This window comes from Janthinobacterium amylolyticum, assembly GCF_051380655.1.
GTDB lineage: Bacteria > Pseudomonadota > Gammaproteobacteria > Burkholderiales > Burkholderiaceae_D > Janthinobacterium.
In genome coordinates this window covers 274,562-298,620 of the sequence record NZ_JBNYXL010000002.1, presented here as the reverse complement: position 1 = coordinate 298,620, position 24,059 = coordinate 274,562, and the positions used below count along the sequence as shown (strand labels likewise).

The 24,059-nt window shown below is 61.5% G+C and carries 21 protein-coding genes and 1 pseudogene; 8 read left to right on the top strand and 14 right to left on the bottom strand.

All coding sequences use genetic code 11. From position 1 onward, the window contains the following. Positions 1 to 70 precede the first annotated feature (70 nt). From aroQ to ACQ4WR_RS04860, 6 genes are all read left to right on the top strand, one after another. Positions 71 to 508 (top strand): type II 3-dehydroquinate dehydratase, encoded by a 438-nt coding sequence (gene aroQ / locus ACQ4WR_RS04885; RefSeq protein WP_034746628.1) that lies wholly within the window; start codon positions 71 to 73, stop codon positions 506 to 508. A 91-nt stretch (positions 509 to 599) separates the two neighbouring features. Then, the gene (gene accB / locus ACQ4WR_RS04880; protein WP_102293267.1) at positions 600 to 1,067 is read left to right on the top strand and encodes an acetyl-CoA carboxylase biotin carboxyl carrier protein; all 468 of its coding nucleotides are present in this window, start codon (positions 600 to 602) and stop codon (positions 1,065 to 1,067) included. A 101-nt stretch (positions 1,068 to 1,168) separates the two neighbouring features. After that, complete coding sequence (accC, locus tag ACQ4WR_RS04875) at positions 1,169 to 2,584, top strand: acetyl-CoA carboxylase biotin carboxylase subunit (RefSeq protein ID WP_086137069.1); 1,416 nt, start codon at positions 1,169 to 1,171, stop codon at positions 2,582 to 2,584. Continuing rightward, positions 2,581 to 3,525 (top strand): 50S ribosomal protein L11 methyltransferase, encoded by a 945-nt coding sequence (gene prmA, locus ACQ4WR_RS04870; protein ID WP_102293266.1) that lies wholly within the window; start codon positions 2,581 to 2,583, stop codon positions 3,523 to 3,525. Before accC ends, prmA begins: the two co-directional genes overlap by 4 nt. Positions 3,526 to 3,533: 8 nt before the next feature. Next, entirely contained in the window at positions 3,534 to 4,838 is a 1,305-nt protein-coding gene (locus tag ACQ4WR_RS04865) for a DUF3426 domain-containing protein (protein ID WP_436485665.1), read from the top strand. 11 nt (positions 4,839 to 4,849) lie between these two features. Then, on the top strand, positions 4,850 to 5,788 hold the full coding sequence (locus tag ACQ4WR_RS04860) for a carbohydrate kinase family protein (RefSeq protein WP_436485664.1): 939 nt from the start codon (positions 4,850 to 4,852) through the stop codon (positions 5,786 to 5,788). A 96-nt stretch (positions 5,789 to 5,884) separates the two neighbouring features. Here the strand turns inward: ACQ4WR_RS04860 and ACQ4WR_RS04855 are convergent, their stop codons facing one another. Both ACQ4WR_RS04855 and ACQ4WR_RS04850 read right to left on the bottom strand, forming a co-directional pair. Continuing rightward, complete coding sequence (locus tag ACQ4WR_RS04855; RefSeq protein ID WP_258002820.1) at positions 5,885 to 6,418, bottom strand: YggT family protein; 534 nt, start codon at positions 6,416 to 6,418, stop codon at positions 5,885 to 5,887. An 83-nt stretch (positions 6,419 to 6,501) separates the two neighbouring features. After that, positions 6,502 to 7,563: a transcriptional regulator gene (locus ACQ4WR_RS04850; protein WP_436485662.1), complete on the bottom strand. Its 1,062-nt coding sequence runs from the start codon at positions 7,561 to 7,563 to the stop codon at positions 6,502 to 6,504. Between the two features lie 49 nt (positions 7,564 to 7,612). Between ACQ4WR_RS04850 and ACQ4WR_RS04845 the strand changes: the two genes are divergently transcribed. Then, positions 7,613 to 7,816 carry a hypothetical protein gene (locus ACQ4WR_RS04845; protein WP_436485661.1) on the top strand — a complete coding sequence of 68 codons (204 nt, stop codon included), beginning with the start codon at positions 7,613 to 7,615 and terminating at the stop codon, positions 7,814 to 7,816. A 760-nt stretch (positions 7,817 to 8,576) separates the two neighbouring features. Here ACQ4WR_RS04845 and ACQ4WR_RS04840 read toward each other — a convergent pair. The 8 genes and pseudogenes from ACQ4WR_RS04840 to ACQ4WR_RS04805 form a co-directional block, all read right to left on the bottom strand. Next, positions 8,577 to 9,386, bottom strand: a pseudogene (locus ACQ4WR_RS04840) (ribonucleotide-diphosphate reductase subunit beta); the annotation flags it as partial. A gap of 97 nt (positions 9,387 to 9,483) precedes the next feature. Further along, positions 9,484 to 9,732 carry a hypothetical protein gene (locus ACQ4WR_RS04835; RefSeq protein WP_071653673.1) on the bottom strand — a complete coding sequence of 83 codons (249 nt, stop codon included), beginning with the start codon at positions 9,730 to 9,732 and terminating at the stop codon, positions 9,484 to 9,486. A gap of 454 nt (positions 9,733 to 10,186) precedes the next feature. After that, entirely contained in the window at positions 10,187 to 11,338 is a 1,152-nt protein-coding gene (locus ACQ4WR_RS04830) for a ribonucleotide-diphosphate reductase subunit beta (protein ID WP_436485659.1), read from the bottom strand. 224 nt (positions 11,339 to 11,562) lie between these two features. Beyond that, the gene (locus ACQ4WR_RS04825; RefSeq protein ID WP_102293262.1) at positions 11,563 to 14,517 is read right to left on the bottom strand and encodes a ribonucleoside-diphosphate reductase subunit alpha; all 2,955 of its coding nucleotides are present in this window, start codon (positions 14,515 to 14,517) and stop codon (positions 11,563 to 11,565) included. A 385-nt stretch (positions 14,518 to 14,902) separates the two neighbouring features. Then, positions 14,903 to 15,514 (bottom strand): 1,6-anhydro-N-acetylmuramyl-L-alanine amidase AmpD, encoded by a 612-nt coding sequence (gene ampD / locus ACQ4WR_RS04820; RefSeq protein ID WP_102293261.1) that lies wholly within the window; start codon positions 15,512 to 15,514, stop codon positions 14,903 to 14,905. After that, positions 15,514 to 16,608 carry a sigma 54-interacting transcriptional regulator gene (locus ACQ4WR_RS04815; protein ID WP_436485657.1) on the bottom strand — a complete coding sequence of 365 codons (1,095 nt, stop codon included), beginning with the start codon at positions 16,606 to 16,608 and terminating at the stop codon, positions 15,514 to 15,516. Before ACQ4WR_RS04815 ends, ampD begins: the two co-directional genes overlap by 1 nt. 139 nt (positions 16,609 to 16,747) lie before the next feature. Then, entirely contained in the window at positions 16,748 to 17,008 is a 261-nt protein-coding gene (locus ACQ4WR_RS04810) for a PP0621 family protein (protein WP_102293259.1), read from the bottom strand. Next, positions 17,005 to 17,808, bottom strand: a complete 804-nt coding sequence (locus ACQ4WR_RS04805) for a cytochrome C assembly family protein (RefSeq protein WP_436485655.1) — start codon at positions 17,806 to 17,808, stop codon at positions 17,005 to 17,007. The genes ACQ4WR_RS04810 and ACQ4WR_RS04805 overlap by 4 nt, the downstream gene beginning before the upstream one ends. Positions 17,809 to 18,145: 337 nt before the next feature. Here ACQ4WR_RS04805 and ACQ4WR_RS04800 point away from each other — a divergent pair, with 337 nt between their 5' ends. Further along, entirely contained in the window at positions 18,146 to 18,685 is a 540-nt protein-coding gene (locus tag ACQ4WR_RS04800; protein ID WP_436485653.1) for a hypothetical protein, read from the top strand. 74 nt (positions 18,686 to 18,759) lie between these two features. On the opposite strand, the gene ACQ4WR_RS04795 is transcribed toward ACQ4WR_RS04800, so the two are convergent. The 4 genes from ACQ4WR_RS04795 to ACQ4WR_RS04780 form a co-directional block, all read right to left on the bottom strand. Continuing rightward, entirely contained in the window at positions 18,760 to 19,764 is a 1,005-nt protein-coding gene (locus ACQ4WR_RS04795; RefSeq protein WP_374755228.1) for an ABC transporter substrate-binding protein, read from the bottom strand. Positions 19,765 to 19,893: 129 nt separating this feature from the next. Beyond that, positions 19,894 to 22,401: a TonB-dependent siderophore receptor gene (locus tag ACQ4WR_RS04790; RefSeq protein WP_102293256.1), complete on the bottom strand. Its 2,508-nt coding sequence runs from the start codon at positions 22,399 to 22,401 to the stop codon at positions 19,894 to 19,896. A 76-nt stretch (positions 22,402 to 22,477) separates the two neighbouring features. Continuing rightward, the gene (locus tag ACQ4WR_RS04785) at positions 22,478 to 23,446 is read right to left on the bottom strand and encodes a FecR domain-containing protein (RefSeq protein WP_258002819.1); all 969 of its coding nucleotides are present in this window, start codon (positions 23,444 to 23,446) and stop codon (positions 22,478 to 22,480) included. Between the two features lies 1 nt (position 23,447). Then, a complete protein-coding gene (locus tag ACQ4WR_RS04780) occupies positions 23,448 to 23,975 on the bottom strand; it encodes a sigma-70 family RNA polymerase sigma factor (RefSeq protein WP_436485650.1) in 528 nt (175 codons plus the stop codon). Positions 23,976 to 24,059 lie beyond the last annotated feature (84 nt).

Below are 24,059 nucleotides of genomic sequence, written 5' to 3'. Positions count from 1 at the left end.
CTTTTTTCTCTTGCCAATGCGTATCTTTGGCGGCAAAATGCGGAACTTTCGCTAAAACGGTCTTCCATACATGGCAAAAAACCTCCTTCTGCTCAACGGCCCCAACCTGAATTTGCTGGGGACGCGCGAGCCTGAGGTCTACGGCGCCAGCACCTTGGCCGATATCGAACAGGCAGCAATGGCGCAAGCCATGGCTGCCGGTGCTGACCTGGTCTGCTTTCAAAGCAACCATGAAGGCGCGCTGATCGACCGTATCCATGCCGCGCGAGCGGAAGGGATCGATGCCATTGTCATCAATCCGGGCGGCCTGACCCATACCAGCGTCGCCTTGCGCGATGCGCTGGCCGGGGTCGCCATCCCGTTCGTGGAAGTCCATATCTCGAATATTTATCAACGCGAAACGTTTCGACATCACTCATTTCTCAGCGCGATCGCGCAGGGGACGATCTGCGGGCTAGGTATCGATGGATATCGGTTTGCCATCGACTTTGCGCTTAAAAAACGTTAATCTACGCGATCTGCACGCATTTAGCGCGGCGATAGGTTCTTGGACATCACCGCATCACTCATAAAACAAACTACATTCCTAGGGGTTTTACATGGATCTACGAAAACTCAAGACCTTGATCGACCTGGTCGCCGAATCGGATATCGCAGAGCTGGAAGTTACCGAAGGCGAAAGCAAGGTTCGCATCGTCAAATCGTCGGCCATGCCGCAAAACCAGATGGTCATGATGCAGCCGCAAGGCATGCAAGCGCAATACCAGCCAGCCGCCCCAGCCGCCGCGCCAGCCCCGGCTGCTGCCGCCGTCGTGGTTGCCGCCGAGCCAACCGGCTACATCGTCAAATCGCCGATGGTCGGCACCTTCTACCGTTCCTCCGCTCCTGGCAGCGCCGCGTACGTCGAAGTGGGTTCCACCGTCAAGGAAGGTGATACCCTGTGCATCATCGAAGCGATGAAGCTCCTGAATGAAATCGACTCGGACAAAGCCGGCGTCGTGACCCAGATCCTGGTCGAAAACGGCCAACCGGTCGAATTCGGTCAACCCTTGTTTGTGATCGGCTAAAAACCAGTCCACACGGCCGGCAACGGCCGTTTGCAGTTTTAGCCCCTCACACTTGTTGTTTCGCCGGCTCGCCGGCTCTCACAGACATACGCGAACCTACCATGTTTGAAAAAATCCTGATTGCCAACCGTGGTGAAATTGCCCTCCGTATTCAGCGCGCCTGCCGCGAAATGGGCATTAAAACGGTTGTAGTCCACTCCGAAGCCGACAAGGACGCGAAATACGTCAAGCTGGCCGACGAATCCGTTTGTATCGGGCCGGCCCAGTCCGCCCTGAGCTATCTGAACATGCCCGCCATTATCAGCGCCGCTGAAGTGACGGATGCACAAGCAATTCACCCAGGCTATGGCTTCCTGTCGGAAAACGCCGACTTTGCCGAACGCGTCGAGAAATCGGGCTTCGTCTTCATCGGCCCGCGCTCCGAATCGATCCGCCTGATGGGCGATAAAGTATCGGCCAAGCAAACCATGATCAAGGCTGGCGTACCGTGCGTACCCGGCTCGGAAGGCGCGTTGCCTGACGATCCGAAAGCCATCGTGCAAATTGCCCGCAAGATCGGCTACCCGGTCATCATCAAGGCCGCCGGCGGCGGTGGCGGACGCGGCATGCGCGTGGTGCACACGGAAGCGGCCCTGATCAACGCCGTGGCGATGACCAAGACGGAAGCCGGCACGGCCTTCGGCAACCCTGAAGTGTATATGGAGAAGTACCTGGAAAATCCGCGCCACGTGGAAATCCAGATCCTCGCCGACGAACACAAGAACGCCGTCTGGCTGGGCGAGCGCGACTGCTCCATGCAGCGCCGCCACCAGAAGGTGATCGAAGAAGCACCGGCGCCAGGCATCCCGCGCAAGCTGATCGAGAAAATTGGCGACCGTTGCGCCGAAGCCTGCCGCAAGATCGGCTACCGCGGCGCCGGCACGTTTGAATTCCTGTATGAAAACGGCGAGTTCTATTTCATTGAAATGAATACCCGCGTGCAAGTGGAACATCCCGTCACCGAGATGATCACCGGCATCGATATCGTGCAAGAACAGATCCGCATCGCCGCCGGCGAAAAACTGCGCTACCGCCAGCGCGACGTCATGCTGTCGGGCCACGCCGTCGAGTGCCGCATCAATGCGGAAGATCCGTTCAAGTTCACGCCATCGCCGGGCAAGATCGTTTCCTGGCATGCACCGGGCGGTCCTGGCATCCGCGTCGATTCGCACGCCTACGCCGGCTACTACGTGCCGCCGCACTACGACTCGATGATCGGCAAAGTGATCGCTTACGGCGCCACGCGCGAGCAAGCGATTCGCCGCATGCAGATCGCCCTGTCCGAAATGGTGGTCGAAGGCATCAACACGAATATCGCCCTGCACCGCGAACTGATGATCGACGCGCGCTTCATCGAAGGCGGCACGAATATTCACTATCTGGAACAGAAGCTGGCCGACATGCCGGACCTGGGCAAGAACCTGAATGGCGGCAGCCCCAGCATCGCCAAGAAATCCGAAATCAAGGCGGGCGCATGAGCTGGACTGAAATCGTCATCGAGATCGCCCGCGACAACGCCGAGGCGATGTCCGACGCCTTGATGGAAGCGGGCGCCCTGTCGGTGTCGGTGGAAGACGCCGATGAAGGCACCGATGCCGAGCAGCCGCTGTTTGGCGAGCCAGGCATGGAGCCGAAGGAAGCGGCGTGGGAACGCAGCCGCGTGGTGGCGCTGACGGATGTTGACGCCGACCAGGCCGCCATCGTGGCCGCTGCCGCGCAAGCGGTCGGCATGGCAGAGGCGCCGGCCTTTAGCGTGCGCCCCGTGGAAGAGCAGGACTGGGTGCGCCTGACGCAGTCGCAATTCGCGCCGATTCACATCGGCAAGAATATCTGGGTCGTGCCCAGCTGGCACGAGGCACCGGATCCTGACGGCCTGATCCTGGAACTGGACCCGGGCCTGGCCTTCGGCACGGGCAGCCACCCGACCACCCGCCTGTGCATGGAATGGCTGGAAGCGCATCCCGCGCCCGGCAAGACCGTGCTCGACTATGGTTGCGGTTCCGGCATCCTGGCCATGGTGGCCAAGAAACTGGGCGCGCAAACGGTGGCCGGCGTCGATATCGACCCGCAGGCGATCGAATCGGCGCGCGACAATGCCGAACGCAATCAGTGCGACATCGAATATTTCTTGCCAGACACGTTTGCCACCTCGGCACACGCTACGGCCAAGTTTGACATCGTCGTCGCCAACATCCTGTCGAGCCCATTGAAGCTGATGGCGCCGATGCTGTCGGGCCGCGTCGCCGACGGCGGCGCGCTGATCCTGTCCGGCGTGCTGGCACGCCAGGCGGAAGAAGTGGCCGCTGCCTACGCGCCGTTCATCCAGCTGGGTGTGTGGGCCGAGCAAGACGGCTGGGTGGCGCTGCATGGCCGCCTGGGTGCAACGCAAGCGCCTGCGCCCCGCGCGGAAGGTGCATAAGCACAGCAATGGCCCTCGCCACCAAATGCCCCCATTGCAACACGATATTTCGGGTCGCTGCTGACCAGTTGAAGTTACGTGGGGGCATCGTGCGCTGTGGCACGTGCAGGGAAGTGTTCGACGGCAATGCCGCACTGGTCGATCCAGCTGCGGCATCGCCGTTTGTCACCGCCAGCCCTGCCACTGCCGCCGCACCGCTGTCCGCCGCGTATCCGGCCGAAGACAGCCTGCCGTCCGCCACGGACGACGAACCCATTTATTCCCTCGATTTCGACACCTCGTTTGATCCCTTCGGCATCCTGCCGGAAACGGCCCAGCTGAAGGACGACGCTGACGATGGCGAGCACATCGAACTCGACCTCGACGTCGGCCTGCCCGCCGGAGCGCTGGACGACGAGCCTGCCGCCACCCCTGTGCATGCTCCTGTCGAGGCACCCGTCAATGTGCCGGCCGCAACGCCGGAAGCCCTGCCGGAAGCCCCCTTGCCCCAGCCGATGGCGCCGTTCAAGCGCCGCCAGGTCGATGACGCGCCCGCCTTCGCCACGTATTTGCGCGACAGCCGCCACGAACCGAGCCTGGAAGCTGGTGCCGCCGCATTGCCTGCGCCCTGGAAAGTCAGCCTGGACAAGCCCGTACCGGTCGCGGCCCTTGCAGCCACGCCCGCGCGCCAGGAACCCACCCTGGCCGACCACTCGTTCGAACCGCTGCCCACCGTCCCCGATGACGCGGATCGCCCCCGTCACGCCGATGAGGTAAGTGACGCCGAAGAAGCGCCCGTGCTGCCCGCCGACGACGAACCGGCCTTCGTCATCCGGGGCCGGCGCCGCGAGCAGAGCGGCAAGGCCTTGCGCGTGGCCATGGCCCTCGGCTCTGTTGCCCTGCTGCTGTTGTTGCTGCTGCAAGTGATGACTACCTTCCGCAATCCGCTGGCGGCGCAGTTTCCGCAGTGGAAGGCAACCCTGGTGGCGCTGTGCTCCGTGAGCGGCTGCCAGGTCGACTTGCCAGCGCAGATTGAAGCCCTGTCCATCGAGCAGGGCGAATTGCAGACCTTGAAGGAACAGACCTTCTCGTACGTGTCCATGCTGCGCAACCAGAGCCGCAGCGTGCAAGCCTGGCCCAGCATCGAGCTGACCCTCAATGACGCCAACGACAAGCCCGTGCTGCGCCGCGTCATCGCGCCGCGCGACTACCTGCCGGCGAATGTCGACGTCAGCAAGGGCCTGGCGCCCCGCTCGGAGCAAACCATCAAAGTATATTTCACATTAGACCAGCTCACGGCGTCTGGCTACCATATCGCCATCTTTTACCCTTAACCGACACTATCATGACCAAAACTTCGTTGATCTGCGGCTCGCTTGCCACCGACACCATCATGCAATTTCCCGGCCGCTTCGGCGAATCCCTGCTGGCCGACCAGTTGCACAAAGTAAACGTGTCCTTCCTCGTGCCCACCATGCGCACGGAATTTGGCGGCTGCTCGGGCAACATCGCCTACAGCCTGAAAATGCTGGGCGGCGATCCGCGCATCGTCGGCGTCATGGGGCAAGATAGCGCCGCCTACCTGGAGCGCCTGCAAAAGCTGGGCATTTCCACCGCCAACATCCTGATCAAGGCCGACAGCTACAATGCGCAGTGCTTCGTCACGGCCGATGCGGACAATAACCAGATCAATGCCTTCCACCCGGGCGCCATGGCGTTTGCGCACGAAAACCCGATCGCCAATGCGGGCCCGGCCAAGGTGGCCATCATTTCGCCGGACGGCGACCAGGGCATGCTCAAGCACGCCGCCGACCTGGCCGAGCTGGGCATCCCCTTCATGTTCGACCCGGGCCAGCAATTGCCACGCTTTAACGGTGAACAGTTGATCGACTTCATCAACAAGGCCACCTACGTGTCGGCCAACGATTATGAAATGGAAATGTTGATGGAACGCACGGGCCTGACCCTGCCGGAAATCGCCAGCCGCCTGGACGCGCTGATCGTCACGCGCGGTGAAAAGGGATCGGAAATCTATACGGACGGCAAGCGCATCGACATTCCTGTCGTGGCCGCCAAGGAAGTGCTGGATCCGACCGGTTGCGGCGACGCCTACCGTGCAGGCTTGCTGTTCGGCATCACCAACGACCTGGGCTGGGAAACCAGCGGCCGCCTGGCCAGCCTGCTGGGCGCCATCAAGATCGCCACCCAGGGCGCGCAAAACCATGTGTTTACGCCGGCCAGCATTGCCGACCAGTTTGAAGCGGCGTTCGGCTACCGCTATTAATCCAGCAAAGCCCGATTAAGGCTGGGGTCGGACCCTGAGGGTCCGGCCCCGGTATCTGCATTTGGGTTCTAAACTGCCAACCAGATCCCTCTCGTTTTACCTCACCACAAAAATCATCCCCACCAGCACCTGCGCGATCTGCAGCAGGATCAGCGCCACCAGCAGCGACAGGTCCAGGCTGCCGACCAGCGGCACCACTTTGCGTATCGGACGCAGCAGCGGCTCGTTCAGGGCCCGCACGAAAGGCGCCAGCGGCGCATGCGGGTTGACCCAGCTGAAGATGGCTTCAATGATCAGCAAGGCCATGAAACCGTAGAGTATCCATTGCAGGAAGCGTTGCAGCGACTTGAGCAGCACGGCCTCGAACGGATAGCCGGAAATCAGCAGGACCATACTGGCCAGCAAGACGATCAGGAAAGCGCCGATCAGGCTGGCCCAGTCATACCCGCCCACGCCAGGTACCACGCGGCGCAGGGGACGCACCAGCCAGTCGGACAATTGAAAGGTGAATTGCGCCACGGACGAGGGCGGCCGCACGCGTACCGCCTGCATCCAGAAGCGCAGCAGCAGGACGCCGCCCAGCAAGGTGGCGATGGTATCAACGATCAATGTAAGGATTACGATCAGCACGACTAATTCTCCAAAAAAAAACCGCTGTGTGATTGAGTCACACAGCGGCGTGTTGCCTCATCCAGGCATCCGTATCGTGGGAATTACGATGGGCGGGTGCTGGTTGGGAATGGCCAGGCTGCAGCCGGTGCCAACACGGTTTTTGCTACAGGTGCGATAGGCGCCGATGGCTTGGCGACAGGAGCTGCCTTCTTCGGGGCGGCCTTTTTAGGCGCGGCCTTCTTGACGGCTGGCTTGGCGGCCACGGCGGCTGGTGCCGCTGGCGCTGCTGCTGCAGGTGCTGCGGCGACTGGCGCTGCTGCCACGGCAGGTGCGGCGGCTGGCTTGGCGGCAGGTTTCGCTGCCGCTTTCGCTGCCGGCTTGGCCGCTGGCTTCGCTGCTACCTTGGCTGCCGGCTTCGCCGCAGGTTTCGCTGCAGGTTTTGCTGCTACCTTGGCGGCAGGTTTCGCTGCTGGCTTGGCCGCTGGCTTCGCTGCCACCTTGGCCGCCGGCTTGGCTGCCGCTTTTGCTGCTGGCTTCGCTGCTACCTTGGCCGCTGGCTTGGCCGCCGCTTTCGCTGCAGGTTTTGCTGCTGCCTTGGCTGCCGGTTTGGCAGCGGCTTTTTTCGCTGCCGGCTTGGCTGCTGGCTTGGCTACCGCCTTGGCGGCAGGTTTCGCTGCGGCTTTCGCTGCTGGCTTGGCTGCTGCTTTTGCTGCCGGCTTGGCGGCTACCTTGGCAACAGCTTTTTTCGCTGCTGGCTTGGCTGCTGCTTTCGCTGCTGGCTTGGCGGCCGCCTTGCTGGCTGGCTTGGCTGCTGGTTTCGCTGCTACTTTGGCGACGGCTTTTTTCGCTGCTGGCTTCGCTGCGGCTTTCGCTGCTGGCTTGGCCGCCGCTTTTGCTGCCGGCTTCGCTGCTACCTTGGCAGCTGGCTTGGCGGCTGCCTTGGCGACGACTTTTTTCGCTGCTGGCTTGGCGGCTGCCTTGGCTGCCGGTTTCGCTGCCGCCTTGGCTGCAGGTTTCGCTGCGGCTTTTTTCACTGCTGGCTTGGCTGCTGCCTTGGCGGCAGGTTTTGCTGCCGCTTTTGCTGCTGGCTTGGCCGCCGGCTTGGCAACGGCTTTTTTCGCTGCTGGCTTGGCCGCTGCCTTGGCGACAGGTTTCGCTGCCACTTTCGCTGCTGGCTTGGCCGCTGGTTTCGCTGCGGCTTTCGCTACTGGCTTGGCAGCCACTTTTGCCGCGGGCTTGGCTGCGGCTTTGGCGGCTGGTTTTGCTGCTGGTTTGGCTGCGGCTTTGGCAGCTGGTTTAGCGGCAACCGTTTTTGCTGCGGCTGCCGGCTTCTTCGCGGCAGGAGCAGCCTTGGCGGCTGGTTTCTTTACTTCTGATTTCTTAGCGGCTGTTGCCATTTGTCTCTCCTTCATCTGAGATGAGAAATTTAAGCTACAAGATTTAAACCCGTCCGACCCACCACAGGGATAGGCCAGGCGAATTATTCATCGGCACAAACGGTCGTTTGCGCTAATGAATTCGGCACCAGCTGAACTGCTGCAACTCCTCACGTTTGCAGCACTTCAGCCATCGTCGGTGCCACCCTGCTTTATCTCGCAGCTGGTGGCAAAGTCTGAATTCGGTCATTCGTTTTCGATGCCGTGCGTTTTTTCGCTCCTCGCATCGCGCTCGCCACAACACCTATGCGTCAAATAAAAAACCGCCATGCCTGAAAAAATTCGGGCACGGCGGCAGACGAAAACGGTGTGGTTTTGTGCATATCCGTGTAAATCTGTATCCCTGTTTAGCGAGGTTTTTTCGTTACCGCGCTGGTTAAAAAACCCCGCATTCTAACGCTCGCATTTGCAATCTCATAAAGTACACGAAAACCTTGTCAATGCGCAACCGGCACGACACGTTTTCGCGGGCTTTTTTGCACGATACGCGTGCTATCGCACAATCGCGCGCCAAATGCCGTCGCCAGCGTATGCGGAAACGATATTTTCGGCCCGCGGTGCGGCCGCGCATGGCCTGCAAAAAACCATACGCGCGCCGCTTCGCAGTGCCCGATGCGCACACATTTTTGCGGCGTGCCAGCGGCGCTTTTCAGCGCACGGCAAAGCCGGGATTTTCGCGCGCAGCGACGAAAAAAAAGCGCCGTCATGTGACGGCGCTTTTGCCTTTGGAGGACGCTGGCTTATTCCCGGTTCAACGCGCCGCCGGTCTGGTATTCCGTCACGCGCGTCTCGAAGAAGTTGCGTTCCTTCTTCATGTCGATCATCTCGCTCATCCACGGGAACGGGTTTTCTTCCTGGGCGAACAACGGCTCGATGCCGATCTGCTGCGCGCGGCGGTTGGCGATGAAGCGCAAATAGCCCTTGAACATCGGCGCGTTCAGACCCAGCACGCCGCGCGGCATGGTGTCTTCGGCGTACGCGTATTCCAGTTCCACGGCTTTCATGAACAGATCCTTGATCTCTTCGCGGAAGGCTGCCGTCCACAGCTGCGGGTTTTCCATCTTGATCGTGTTGATCAAGTCGATGCCGAAGTTGCAGTGCATCGATTCGTCGCGCAGGATGTACTGGTACTGCTCGGCCGCGCCCATCATCTTGTTCTGGCGGCCCAGCGCCAAGATCTGCGTGAAGCCGACGTAGAAGAACAGGCCGGGCATCAGGCGGGTGAAGACGAGCAGGGAGTTCAGCTGCTTCTGGCCGTTTTACGCCTTGCCGGTGACGAATGCGGGGTCGGTCAGGGTGTTGATGAACGGGATCAGGAATTCATCCTTGTCGCGGATCGACTTGACTTCGTTGTAGGCGTTGAAGATTTCGCCTTCGTCCAGACCCAGCGATTCCACGATGTACTGGTAGGCGTGCGTGTGGATCGCTTCCTCGAACGCCTGGCGCAGCAGGTACTGGCGGCACTCGGGCGCCGTGATGTGGCTTCTTAAAGGGAGACTGCCCAGCGCGATGTTGGTGGCGGCCTGCGGGGCGGTGGTCTCGAAGAAGCCCTCTAGCTCCTGGACACTGGCAATGTGAATGCAACTCACCACATCATCGTTACCCAACAGGCAAAAAAATGCGCCGTAAAATTACGGCGCATTAGGATTATCGAAGTCTATTCGACTGTGACAGTAATGAAGCGGCTAAGGCTTTGGTATCGTCGCTGTACTTACTGCTTTGCAGCACATGCGATGCCTTTGTCTCCATCGCTTTTCCTGTCTGATACGCACCTTGTACCTGAGACAATGCGGAACCAGCCAAACTCTTAGCCACGGCAGAGGCATTGGGGTTTTTCAATGTCTCTGCTGCCTGGGAAGCGATTCCCGATGAGGTTTTTTTACTATTGAATGTCATGATGAAACCTTTTAAGTCGATATGAAGAGATACGTAAGAGTGAGTCAAATTCACAAATTCGTTCGGTACTCCTGTAAAACTCAAGTTATTTTTACATCAATGAAACTGTCCTAATTCCCTAACGAGGACGGTAAAAACCGTCCTCGTTAATCCACTATCGCAAACGTGGAGACCGGCAGTGTTCACACACAATTTCAAGCTTTCCAAAGCGGAAGCGCCAGTATTGCGTCACATGCACGGACTTGGGATAGGCACAGGTTTTCATGTGTCGTTCCTTTCATCGCATACCTCGATGATGAACTTGAGCCTTGCCATATCGGCTTTCGAAGTTTAAACTCCGGCTTCTAGTACATAGAAATAGCATCAAGAGAAAGCCAGAGGTTGTTGTTTGGCTCTCTTTTCCCTAAAGTCCCATGAGCTGTAACTCATGGGACTTTTTCATTTCCTCATCTAATTATTCCCAGTTCAACGCGCCGCCGGTCTGGTATTCCGTCACGCGCGTCTCGAAGAAGTTGCGTTCCTTCTTCATGTCGATCATCTCGCTCATCCAGGGGAACGGGTTTTCTTCCTGGGCGAACAGCGGCTCGATGCCGATCTGCTGCGCGCGGCGGTTGGCGATGAAGCGCAAATAGCCCTTGAACATCGGCGCGTTCAGACCCAGCACGCCGCGCGGCATGGTGTCTTCGGCGTACGCGTATTCCAGTTCCACGGCTTTCATGAACAGATCCTTGATCTCTTCGCGGAAGGCTGCCGTCCACAGCTGCGGGTTTTCCATCTTGATCGTGTTGATCAAGTCGATGCCGAAGTTGCAGTGCATCGATTCGTCGCGCAGGATGTACTGGTACTGCTCGGCCGCGCCCATCATCTTGTTCTGGCGGCCCAGCGCCAGGATCTGCGTGAAGCCGACGTAGAAGAACAGGCCTTCCATCAGGCAGGCAAAGACGATCAGGGATTTCAGCAGCTTCTGGTCGTTTTCCACCGTACCGGTGACGAACGCAGGGTCGGTCAGGGTGTTGATGAACGGGATCAGGAATTCATCCTTGTCGCGGATCGACTTGACTTCGTTGTAGGCGTTGAAGATCTCGCCTTCGTCCAGGCCCAGCGATTCGACGATGTACTGGTAGGCGTGCGTGTGGATCGCTTCCTCGAATGCCTGGCGCAGCAGGTACTGGCGGCACTCGGGCGCCGTGATGTGGCGGTAGGTGCCCAGCACGATGTTGTTGGCGGCCAGCGAGTCGGCGGTAACAAAGAAGCCCAGGTTGCGCTTGACCAGGCGGCGCTCGTCGTCCGTCAGGCCGTTCGGGTTTTTCCACAGCTCGATATCGCGCTGCATGTTGACTTCCTGCGGCATCCAGTGGTTGGCGCAACCGGCCAGGTATTTGTCCCACGCCCACTTGTACTTGAACGGCACCAGCTGGTTGACGTCGGTCTTGCCGTTGATGATGCGCTTGTCGTCGGCATTCACGCGGCGCGCGACTTGCTCGGCGTTGGCTTCGGACGGCTCGGCACCGGCCGGCAGGTTCAAATCGGTATTACCCAGTGGCGCTTGCTGCGCCGGACGCGGCGCAGCTGCCGACGTGGTTTCATCATCCCATGACAACGACATATTCTTCTTCCTTTCCATGCCGGCGAGCCGGCGGTCCGCAACAGGCCCGTTGTATCGGACAATGCGAACATTGACAACATTGAATCAGCCCAGAAGCTCTGGGCTGACAACTTTAAACTTCTTAAAAACCGTCGCGAGCAAGCCCGATATCGGGTCGAGTAGCGGAGCCGTACTTTAGTACGGTGAGCACCGCAGAACCCGAGAGGGGGCTGCGCAGCAGGTTTTTACTGGCAGGCTTCGCACTCTTCAAAACCGTCATCACCCGGACGCAGGTAGCAGGCTTCGCCATCGGCGTCGTCCGCCGCCGCTGCCACCACTGGCGCCACGGCGACAGCCGCTGCCGCCGCCACGACCGCCGCCTGGGCGCTGTGCGCGCTGGCCGACATGCCGCCGTCGACTGCCACGGCGTTCAGTGCGCCCGTCTTGGAGGTCGATTTCTCCATGTGGGTAGCGGCGATGGTACGCAGGTAGTATGTGGTTTTCAGGCCACGCAGCCATGCCAGTTTGTAGGTTTCGTCCAGTTTCTTGCCCGATGCGCCAGCCATGTAGATGTTCAGCGACTGGGCCTGGTCGATCCACTTCTGGCGACGCGAAGCCGCTTCCACCAGCCAGCTTGGCGACACTTCAAAGGCGGTGGCGTAGATATCGCGCAGGTCTTGCGGAATACGGTCGATCTTCACCAGCGAGCCGTCGAAGTACTTCAGGTCGGAGATCATGACTTCATCCCACAGGTCGCGCGCCTTCAGGTCGCGCACCAGGTAGCCGTTGATCTCGGTGAATTCGCCCGACAGGTTCGATTTCACGTACAGGTTCTGGAACGTCGGCTCGATACAGGCCGATACGCCGATGATGTTCGAGATCGTCGCCGTCGGGGCGATCGCCACGCAGTTCGAGTTGCGCATACCGAACTTGGCGATGCGTTCGCGCACCGGGGTCCAGTCCATGGCCGACGAGGAATCGACTTCCAGGTAGCCGCCGCGTTCTTCAGCCAGCAGTTTCACCGAGTCTTGCGGCAGGATGCCGCGGTCCCACAGCGAACCGGCGTACGATTCATAGCGGCCGCGCTCTTCGGCCAGTTCCGTCGACGCCAGGTAGGCGTAGTAGCAGACGGCTTCCATCGAGGTGTCGGCGAACGACACGGCGGCGTCCGAAGCGAACGGGATGCGCATCATGTGCAGGCAGTCCTGGAAGCCCATGATACCCATGCCGACCGGACGGTGGCGCATGTTCGAATTGCGCGCCTTGTCGACGGCGTAGTAGTTGATGTCGATGACGTTGTCGAGCATGCGCATGGCGGTGCGGACGGTCTTGGCCAGCTTGACGTGATCGAGCTTGCCTTCCTTCATGTGCGCCGGCATGTTGACGGAACCCAGGTTGCAGACGGCGATTTCATCGCTGCTGGTGTTCAGGGTGATTTCCGTGCACAGGTTCGAGCTGTGCACGACGCCGACGTGCGACTGCGGGCTGCGGATATTGCAAGGATCCTTGAACGTGATCCATGGGTGGCCCGTTTCAAACAGCATCGACAGCATCTTGCGCCACAGGTCCAGCGCGGCGATCTTCTTGAAGACGCGGATTTCGCCGGCGGCGGCCTTGGCTTCGTAGCCCAGGTAAGCCTGTTCAAACGCCTTGCCGACCTTGTCGTGCAGGTCTGGCGTGTCCGATGGCGAGAACAGGGTCCAGTCGCCTTTTTCCATGACGCGCTTCATGAACATGTCGGGAATCCAGTTCGCCGTGTTCATGTCGTGCGTGCGGCGGCGGTCGTCGCCCGTGTTCTTGCGCAGGTCGAGGAATTCCTCGATGTCCATGTGCCAGGTTTCCAGGTAGGCGCAGACGGCGCCCTTGCGCTTGCCGCCCTGATTGACTGCCACGGCCGTGTCGTTGACCACTTTCAGGAACGGCACCACGCCTTGCGACTTGCCGTTGGTGCCCTTGATGTGGGCGCCCAGGGCGCGCACTGGCGTCCAGTCGTTACCCAGGCCGCCGGCGAACTTGGCCAACAGCGCGTTGTCCTTGATGGCGTCGTAGATGCCTTCCAGGTCATCGGAGACGGTGCTCAGGTAGCACGACGACAGCTGCGAGCGCAGGGTGCCCGAGTTGAACAGGGTCGGGGTCGAGCTCATGAAGTCGAACGAGGACAGCAGGCTGTAGAACTCGATGGCGCGCGCTTCGCGGTCCGCTTCGTTCAGCGCCAGGCCCATGGCCACGCGCATGTAGAACGCTTGCGGCATTTCGATGCGCACGTCCTGGATGTGCAGGAAGTAGCGGTCATACAGGGTTTGCAGGCCGATGTAGCCGAACTGCAAGTCGCGGTCAGCCACGATGGCTTTGGCCAGGCGCTCCAGGTCGAAGCTGGCGAGTACCGGGTTCAGCAGCTCGGCGGCGATACCCTTGGCAATGTATTGCGGGAAATACGTCAGGTATTCGGCGGCAGCGGCCGCTTGCGGCACTTCCTTGCCGAACACTTCCTTGCGCACCGTGTGCAGCAGGATGCGGGCCGTGACCTGGCTGTAGGCCGGGTCTTTTTCCATCAGCGCGCGCGCCGCCAGGATGGCCGACTTGTGCAGCTCTTCCACCGGCACGCCGTCGTACAGGTTTTTCACGGTTTCGGCCAGGATGGCGTCGGCATCGACGTGCTTTTCCAGGCCGGCGCAGGCAGCGTTGATCAGGTCGCGCACTTCCTGCATGTCCAGCAGGCGGCGTACACCGTTGTCCAGCACGTTCAATTGTGGCGTGGACACTTGCGCGGAGGCACCTTGCGCCTCCTTCTGCAGGCGGCGCTCTTCCATGTGCTTGGCACGGTACAGCACGTAGGCACGCGCCACGTCGTGCTCGCCCGAACGCATCAGCGACAGTTCCACCTGGTCTTGCACGTCTTCAATATGGAAGGTGCCGCCGCCCGGATGGCGACGTACCAGTGCGGCCACCACGCCGTCCGTCAATTGTTCCACCAGTTCGCGGATGCGGGCCGAAGCGGCACCCTGGCCGCCGTTGACGGCCAGGAACGCCTTGGTCATGGCGATGGCGATCTTCGAAGGCTCAAATGCCACCACCGCGCCGTTGCGACGGATGATGCGATAGTCGCCCAAGGCCGCGCCCGTACTCGCCACGCTGTTGGCCGCGCCTGGCGCTGGCGATACTGGCGTTGGATGGATGGAAATATCTTGTGGTGATTGCATTGAAGCTCCCGTTGTCAGCTAAAGTCAGCCTGCAGTTTTGCTGCCGCGTGTGTTGTTGAATAGAACGCCCGATGTTCAGGGTTTCTTCAGTTAATTTTTATTGCCAAATAGTAAATAATGCACAGTCAGAATTGATGCCGCCAACCATCACTGCCCGGCTGGCGCGAAACACGATCAAGGGTGATAAACCGCCAGTTCTCATTGCCATATCAGCAAGTAGGGTGGCTTTGATAATAATTCTGGAAACGTCTGTGATGGCACTACATATAGTCGCTAAGTTCAATTTCTGCACTAATTGTAGTGCCCATCGAAAGGCGATGCAATAGTTTTCCGGCATCCGTCCGCGTAATTTTTTGTCTTTTCTTATACGATTTCGGTTGACTTTTCAGGGCATGGATGGAAAGCCCAACACCCGCGTAGTAAGCGCTAACGCCGCCCGCTCGCGTTGACTTTCCAGCCATATTTCCTGGTATAAATTCCAGTCAAAAAAGGGCCCCGGATCCGTCTTCCTTCCCGGCGCGATATGCTCATGGCCGCGCACTTCGGCCAGTCCGTAGCGCGCCGCCAGCGCCGCCGTCAGTGCCGCCAGCACGCGATACTGCCGCGGCTGGAACGCCACGTGGTCCGAGCCTTCCATTTCGATACCGATGGAATATCCATTGCACTGCGGGCGTCCCTGAAACGAGGACGTGCCGGCATGCCAGGCACGCTGGTCAGCCGAAACATATTGCAACAGCGCACCATCGCGCCGCACAAAAAAGTGCGCCGAGACCTGCAAACCACGCAGGTCGGCAAAAGAAGGATCGGCATTATAGTCTACCCGGCCGGTAAACAAGTCCGACACATGCGGCCCGCCAAAGCTTCCGCCGGGCAAACTGATGTTATGGATCACCAGCAAATCGACAAGCGCGCCTTCCGGGCGGGCATCGCAGTACGGCGATTCGTAGCGCACGGCGCCATCGCACCAGCCATCTTCATCTATCGTCCATGCCATCATCAAGGTCGCGGTTCCTGTATCGTCAACTTTTGCATTTTGTAACGCAACTGGCGCACGCTGATGCCCAGTTGCCGCGCCGCCCGCGCGCGGTGGTAGCGCGCCTGCGCCAGTGCCAGCACGATCATGTCGCGCTCGGCTTGACGCAAATACAATGCCAGTGGCATCGCCGCCGCTTCGCCATGCACCTGCATGCCCGGCAGGGACAATTGCCGCTCCGCCCCGGGCGCGCTGGCGCGCAGGGGCAGCACCGGCGCCAATCCGGCGCCCTCCCCCGGCAACCCCAGGCCATCGACGCTGATCACGCCGCCGTCGGCAAAGGCCAGCGCCCGCTCCAGCACGTTTTCCAGTTCGCGCACATTGCCCGGAAACGCATACGCGCCCAGCGCCGCCAGCACGGCGGGCGCCAGGCCCGCCACCTGGCGCGGCGCCAGAATTGCCTCACATAATACTCCCAGATCGGCCAGCCGTTCACGCAAGGCTGGCACGGCCAGCTCGATCACATTGAGCCGGTAAAACAGGTCCTGGCGGAAGGTACCGGCCGCCACGCCGCGCGCCAGGCCCTGCTGGCTGGCGCACAGGATGCGCACATCGACGGCCTCATCCCGGCTGCCGCCCAGCTTGCGCACGCGGCGCTCCTGCAGCACGCGCAAGAGCTTGACCTGCATCGACAGTGGCAAGTCGTCCACTTCATCGAGCAGCAGGCTGCCGCCATGGGCCGCCTGGAACAGGCCCTGCCGTTCGTGCGCGGCGCCCGTGTAGGCGCCCGGACGGCAGCCGAAGAATTCCGCTTCCATCAGCGCTTCAGGGATGGCGCCGCAATTGACAGCGATAAACGGGCAAGCTGCCCGCGCGCCCTGCGCATGGATGGCACGCGCCACCAGCTCCTTGCCGCTGCCCGATTCACCACGGATGGCGACGGGTGCGGCGCAACGGGCGATGCGGCCGATCTGCGCGCGCAGCGCCTGCATGACGGCCGAGTCACCGACCAGGGGCGGCGCGAACGGCAGGGCGCCGGTCGCCCTCTTCTCGGCAATGGCCAGGCTGGGTGCACTGGCGCTGGCAGTGGCACTGTGGCTGAAGCTGTGGCTGGGCATGGCGGCGAGCCTTTCTGCGAAAGCGCGATGCGGCGCTTCCTGCAGATGCTACGCCTGGCGGACGGCGGGGGGCGTTACGATACGGCTGAGCAATGCGGGACAAGCAACGCCGGATCAGCGATGCCGCTGGGCACGCCGCTTACAAGGTGGCGTGCGCGTGGCTGCAGTAATCGTGGCCCTTGGCCTGCACGTTTTCGGAGGCCGGGTAATACACGCCGCAATGGGCGCAGCACAGCATCAGCTCGGCGTCAGGCAATTCCTGCGGCCGCGCGGGCGGCGTAAACGGGTTTGGCCGCTGCTGCTGTTGCGCGCGGGCGCGCTGCTGCATGCCCCGGATCTTGCTGCGGATCGCAAACAGCACCAGGAAGACCAGCGCCAGCCAAAACAAAACACGTGTCATGCGAATCCTCGGTGTAAAACCACTTCAAGTACAAAACGGCTGCCGACATAGGCCAGCAGCAAGGTAGCGAAACCGGCCAGGGTGAAGCTCAGGGCCGTCTTGCCGCGCCAGCCGCGAAAGCGGCGTCCGGCCAGCAGCGAGGCGAACAGCAGCCACGACAGCATGGTAAACACGGACTTGTGATCCCAGTTCAGCGCCTTGCCAAACAGCTGTTCGGAAAAGACGATGCCCGACAGCACGGTCAGGCTGAGCAGAATGAAGCCCAGGCCAATCATGCGGAACAATAACTTTTCCATCGTCAGCAGGGCCGGCAGCTGGTCCAGCGCGGTGCCGATGAAGCCGCGGCTTTCGCTGCGCGTATGCAGGCGCGATTCCTGCAGCGCCATCAGCACGGCGTGGAAAGCGGCGATCGTCAGGGTGCTGTAGGCAAGCACGGCCACGGCAATATGCCAGCCGAAGACGGCCGACTTGCCTTCCATGCTGACCTGGCTGCCGGGAAAGGCCCAGGCCAGGCCGATGGCGATGACGGCGCTGGGCATGACCATGCGGCGCAAGCCATCGAGGCTGAAATTGCGGTTCTCGATCCAGTACGCGCCAACCGACACCCATAGCGCGGCCGACAGCATGGCCGAAAAGCCGAAGCGCAAGGTGCCTGGCGCCATCAGGTCGAACCACAAGGTGGCGGCATGCGCCAGCCATGCGGCACCGGTCAGCCCGGCAATGAGCCGGCCACGGGACGAGGGGAGCACCGCGCACACTGTATACAAGAGCGCGGCGACGAGAAAGAAATAAGTCTGCATGTTTTAAGTTTACACCATAGCCGGCAAGCGCGATTCAAGCGGCAGCCCGGGCGGCAGGCACGACGCCGCCAGCCGATCACCGCCAGCCTGCCATGATATCGCGCCTGAGGCGTGACAGGGTGGCGTGCCCTCAAGATTTTGCCAATCTTTCCCGGGCTGGCGGACCGCATGCGCCGGCGATGTTGCCATCTTGATTAGCCAGTCCTATAATTATATCCACAGAGCAACTTTCAACTACCGTTACTTCCTTTCACCACTCTCCTTGACCATGTTCTCTTTCAAAAAATTTTCCTCGACTTTCCTCCTGCTGGCCGCCTGCACTGTATTAAGCGGCTGCATGAAAGACGCACCGTCCCAGTCCACCTACGAGGAATATTTCCGCACGTCTATCCAAAGCTATGACCTGTACAAGGATTACTTTGAGATCGCGAAGCTGGAAAAGCTGAATGGCTGGAAAGAAAACGAACAGTATGAAATCAAGGGCTCGGCCATCCTGCGCGCCAAGGTGGGCTACCTGGAATTGCTGGCCGACGTGGCCGACAAGCTCGAAACGCAAGCCAAGACGGACAGCTCCGTGGGCATGAGCATGGGGCTGGGCCTGATGGCGCGCGGCATGGGCGGCGAAAACAAGGCCTTCCGCGACTTCTGGGCGCAGCAACAAGAAAAGCAGGCGATTCCCGCAACACTGCTGGCGCGCCAGGCAGCCATGACGGCCGAGCGCTTCGACAACCTGCTGCAATGGGCGGACCAGATCGTGCTGGACAATTACGGCGCCATCATCAATCGCCAGCTCAAGAAAGGCGATGAACTGACGCGCATCTACACCCTGAGCTTCCGGCAGACGGAGAAGGGCTGGATGGGCTTTAACGCGCGCTAAGCTCCACGCGCCGCGCCAATGAAAAAACCTCCGCGCCATCACTGGCGCGGAGGTTTTTTTAACGGCTGGCTGATTTACTTCACGTTCAGGCTCTTTTTCGCCTGCTCCAGCAAGTCCGTCTTGACCCAGTCCTTGGCCACGGGCGGCTTGGTCATGCGTCCCACGCCCGTTTTCACCATGACATCGGTGGTGATCTGGATGTGCTCGGGCGTGATGTCATATGAATACGGCGAATTGCTGATCGCATCGTCGAAGTCATCCTTGGTGATCTGGCCGCGGAAGATCACTTCGCGCACGTATTTTTCCGCCGTCGCCTTGTTGTCGATAAAGGTCTTGGTGGCTTCGACGAAGCAGCGCATGAATTTTTCCGCCACGGGACGGCGTTCCTTGTAGAACTTCTCCGTCATCACCATGGTGCGCACGGGTTCGCCGATCGGCGTGTCGTACGGCTTGATGACTTCCGTGCCAAAGCCCTTGTTGATGGCTTGCGACGATTGCGGCTCCGACTGCATCATGGCGTCGATATTCTTGCCCATCAGCGCCTGGTTCAGGTCGGCGTAGGCAAGAAACACCAGCTGCACGTCCTTGCCCTTGGTTTCGGCATACGTCAGGCCCGCCTGCGACAGCTCGGCCAGCAGCAGCACTTCCTGGATGCCGCCGCGCGTCACGCCCACGCGCTTGCCCTTCAATTCCTTGACGCTGCTGATCTTTTGTCCCGCGCCCGCCACCAGGCGCGCGCCGCCCTTGGCAAAGCCGGCCACCACATAGATGGGCGCGCCGCCGGCACGGCCGGAAATGGCCGCCTCGGATGCCGTCGCGCCCACGTCCAGTTCGCCCGCGATGATGGCCTGCATCACGTCGAGTCCCTTGGCGAAGATATGCTCTTCGACCTTGATGCCGCACTTGGGCGCGATTTCCTTGATGTACGACACGGCGCCGTAATGGGCGAATTTCAGGTTGCCCAGGCGCACGACTTCCTGCGCCTGCGCCTGCACGGCGCCCAGGCCAAACGCCAGCATGAGGGCGGCGGCGATACCGCTTTTCAAGCCCACATTGTTCAAGGTTGATTTTTTCTGCATCGGGTTCTCCTGTGGTGGTTGGTGTGTGCCCGCAAGGGCACGCGAAACACTGCTTTTTATTATGGGGAGATAGTACCGTGTGATAGAGCCAGGGCAACATTTTTTTTGCCCTGGACTGGCCCCGCCTGTTTAAAACGTGGCGCGCAACGTCAGGCTGGCATTGCGCGGCGCACCGTACCAGTTGCCGCCGCCCGTATAACCCGTCTTTTCATAGTAGCGCTTGTCAAAGAGATTATTCACGTTCAGGGCCAGCGACCAGCGGGGATCGATGCGGTACTGCGCCAGCGCGCTCCAGACGGCATAGCCGCCCTGCGTAAACTGGAAGTCCTGCTCCGCGCCATCGCGCGTGACCACCGTGCCGCTCGTATAGTTGGCGCTCTGGATGGCGACATTGCCGCCCACCTTCCAGGCCGACCAGGCGCCAGGCAAGGTATACGCCGTGGACAGCTTGAACAGATGCTTGGGCGTGATGCTGCTGAAAGGCAAGCCCGTGCTGTCATTCTTGCTGTGATTAAAGGTATAGCCGGCGGCGGCCTGCAAGCCAGGCAGGAGTTCGCCGCCCACTTCCATATCCACGCCGCGGCTGGTCACCTTGCCCTGTGGCAGATAGCAGCAATTGCCCGCATACAGATCGGTTTCTTCAGGATAGCCGGGATCGAGCACGGCCTCGCCGCTGCGTTCGACATGGAACAGGCTGAAGGTGGCATTCAGGCGGCCGTCGAGCAGCTCGCCCTTGAAGCCGCCTTCATAGCTCTTGCCCGTGATGGGCTTGAGCGAGGTGCCCGGCACCGGTCCCGCCTTGTACAGCGCCTGCGGCTTGAAGATGGCCGAATAACTGGCATACGCCGACCACTGCCCGTTCAGGTCATAGATGATGCCGCCATACGGCGTCAGCTTGGTCGGCTCGCTGAAGCGGCTGTCCGAATCGGGCGACCACACACCCGTGTCGCCATCGAGGGATGACACATATTGCTTGAACTTGTAACGCGCCAGGCGCGCACCCAGCACCACGTGCAGCTGCTCGCTGGGGTGCAGGCGCACGGTGCCATAAGCGCCATACTGTTCCTGCTCCCAGGGATGGAAACGATACCAGACAGTACCATTGTCGCCCCCCGCCCACGGCGTGGCATCGGGATCGAAGGGATTGGCCGGCGTACTGCCCGCCCCCGTCTGCCGGGCCGAATCCCAGTAGCTCGTCACTTTTTGCCGGTCCGCGCCCAGCAGCAACTCATGCGTGCGTCCCAGCAACTTGAAGTTGCCCGTCAAGTTCAGGTCCAGCACATTCTGGTGATTCCAGGCAGTGTTGCGCGTACCGGCCCACACGACGCCGCCGCTGCCGCCCGGCTCCACCGCACCCGTGGTAAACGTGCCGCGTCCCCTGGCGCTCTGCTCGACATGGCTGGCATTCAATTTCAGCTTCCAGCCAGAGACAAAGCGGTGTTCGAGCTGGGCAAACAGTTCCGTGACCTCATTGTCGACGTAGCCCCAGGGCTGGCTCAGGTTGGTCGAGCGCGGCAAGTGTACATCGGCGCCGTCCGCATAGCGGGGCAAGCCGGAACCGCTGCCCGTCGTATCGCGCTTGGCGTGCGAACCGCCAACGGTCAACAGCGATCCCGTGGGCAAGTCCGCTTCCAGCACGCCGTACACGAGCGCCTTTTCCGTGCGGAAATGACGCATGAAGGAGCCATCATTTTCATACATCGCCACGACACGCCCGCGCAGACGGCCGTCATAGGCGAGCGGGCCCGTAGCGTCGATGTCGGCGCGATAATTGCTCCAGCTGCCCGCCGACAGGCCGGCCGTCAGTTGCCGGTGTTCCAGTGGTTTCTTGCGCGCCAGGTTGATGACGCCGCCCGGATCGCCGGCACCGGACAGCAAGCCGGATGCGCCGCGCATCACCTCGACCCTGTCGTACATCGCCATGTCCTGGATCGCCGTGGCGGTGTAGCTGCCAATATTAAAAGGCGCGCCGCCATCGATCTGCATGCTGTCGATCTGGAAGCCGCGCGAATAAAAATTGTAGGCGTGGCCATTCACGCGCTTGGACGTGATACCTGGCGCCAACGCCATGGCGCCGCCGATATCCTTGACGTCCTGATCATCGAGCTGCTGGCGCGTGATGACGGACACCGACTGGGGAATCTCGCGGAAGGACTGATCCGTCTTCGAGGCGATGCTGGTGACGCGGCTGGTGTACGAGCCCGTGCCTTCCGTGCTGCCATCGGCGGCGCGGCGCGCGCGCACGCGGATCGCGGCCAGGGTTTGCTCGCCAGGAGTGCTGGCAGCGGCAGCGGCAGGTGCGGCGGGCGCCACTTTTTGCAAGGTATAGCTGCCGTCGCTGCGGCCGACGACTTCCAGCCCGCTGCCGGCCAGCAGGAGGGCGAGCGCTGCGCGCGGCGTATGGCTGCCGCTCAGCGCGGGACTGTTCAAGCCCGCCGTCAGCGCGGGATCGAAGGACAGGGCGATCCCCGCGTCAACGGCGACGGTGGACAGGTTGCGGCCCAGCGGGCCGGCCGGCAGTACGATGCTGCGCGCGGCGGGCGTATCGAGCGACGCCGCATGGGCGGGTGCGGCCATGGCCAGCACGGCCAGGTGGACAGAGAGAAAGACGATGGAGCGGAGGGGAGCAGCGGGCATGACGTTTCCTTTGATTGGGCGGTATTCCTCCCCTTGCCAGCCCGGCGCGACAAAAGTGTCAGGTTTCTTCAACTATTTATTCAGGCGCATCCAGGGTGAGCCAATACCCGCCAAGCCGCGTGCGCGCCACCACGGGATAGGTCGACACCAGCATCACCAGCGCCGCATCCGTGTCCGTGATGGGGAAGGCGCCCGAGACGCGCACATCGGCGACGCGGGGATCGCAGCGCACGATGCCGGGCCGGTAGCGGCCCAGTTCCAGCGCGAAGTCGTGCAGGCGCATGGCGTCGGCCAGCAGCATGCCGCGCTGCCAAGCCAGCGCTCCGGCAGCCAGCGCTCGCGGTTCGCCGATGGCCGCCGCCGTGAAGGCCACCTGCGAACCCGCCGCAATGAGGTGCTGCGCACCGCTGCGCGCCTGCACCCGCACGCGGCTTTCCCGCACGGCCAGCATCGTCCGGCCCGCTTCCTGGCGCACGGAAAACACCGTGCCCAGCGCTTCGAGCCTGCCTTCGGCCGTGGCGACGAAGAAGGGCCGGCGCTGCGCATCGGAGGCGGTATGTACGGCGATTTCACCGCGCCGCAGGGTCAGCAGACGCTGTGCGCCATCGAACTGCACGTCCAGGGTGGTGGCCGTATTGAGGCTGATGCGGCTGCCGTCGGCCAGTTCGATGTTACGCCGCTCGCCCGTCGCCGTCTGGTAGTCATGGCGCCAGCCCTGCCGTTCGGCCAGCAGCCAGGCGCCGGGCACCACGGCCAGCAAGGCGGCCAGTTTCAGCAGCGCGGCGCGGCGCGCGGAGGTCCGGTCCGATGAACGGGACCGGTCCAGCGCCGGCATGGCAAGCTCCGGTGGCAAACCGCCCAGTTTGCCCAGCAGCGCTTCGGCGCGGCGCCAGGCGCGCGCATGTTCCGGGTCGCTGGCGCGCCAGCGTTCGCATTCACACCGCAGCTGCGTGCTGGCGGCGCCCGCGTGCAGCTGCATCAGCCAGTCGGCCGCCTGCTCCAGGACGAGCGGATCGATGCGCCCGTCTTTTTCCGCTGCGGCCACCCTATTCTTCCAGTTGCAGGCAGGCCAGGAAGGCCTGCTTCATATAGCGTTTCACGCTGGCCAGCGAGATGTCGAGCCGCACGGCGATGGCATCATACGTGAGGCCTTCCAGCTGCGAAAGCAGGAAAGCGCGCCGCACCACGGCCGGCAAGGCGTCGAGCATGGCGTCGACCTGGTGCAGGGTTTCCAGAATCAGATACTGTGCTTCGCACGACGGCGCTTGCGCTTCGGGCAGCAGGGCGATGGCGTCCAGATAGGCGCGTTCGAGCGCCTGGCGCTGGTACCAGTTGATGAGGATGCCGCGCGCCACCGTTGTCAGGTAGGCGCGCGGCTGGTTGATGGCGGCGATGTCGCGCCCCGCCAGAATGCGGATGAAGGTGTCGTGTGCCAGGTCGGCCGCGTCGGCGGCATTGCCCAGCTTGTAGCGCAACCAGCCATACAGCCAGCCGTGGTGCTGCTGGTACAGCGCCTGGGCGGCGGGCATGGGAGAGGAGTGGTCTTGCGGTAGGGCGAAGTCGGCGGCCGGCATGGCATCCTTTCTGTCAGGCGCCTGGCACCAATGCAAATAAGAATTATTCTCATTTTAGCCGAAACAACAACGCCGGCGCAATGC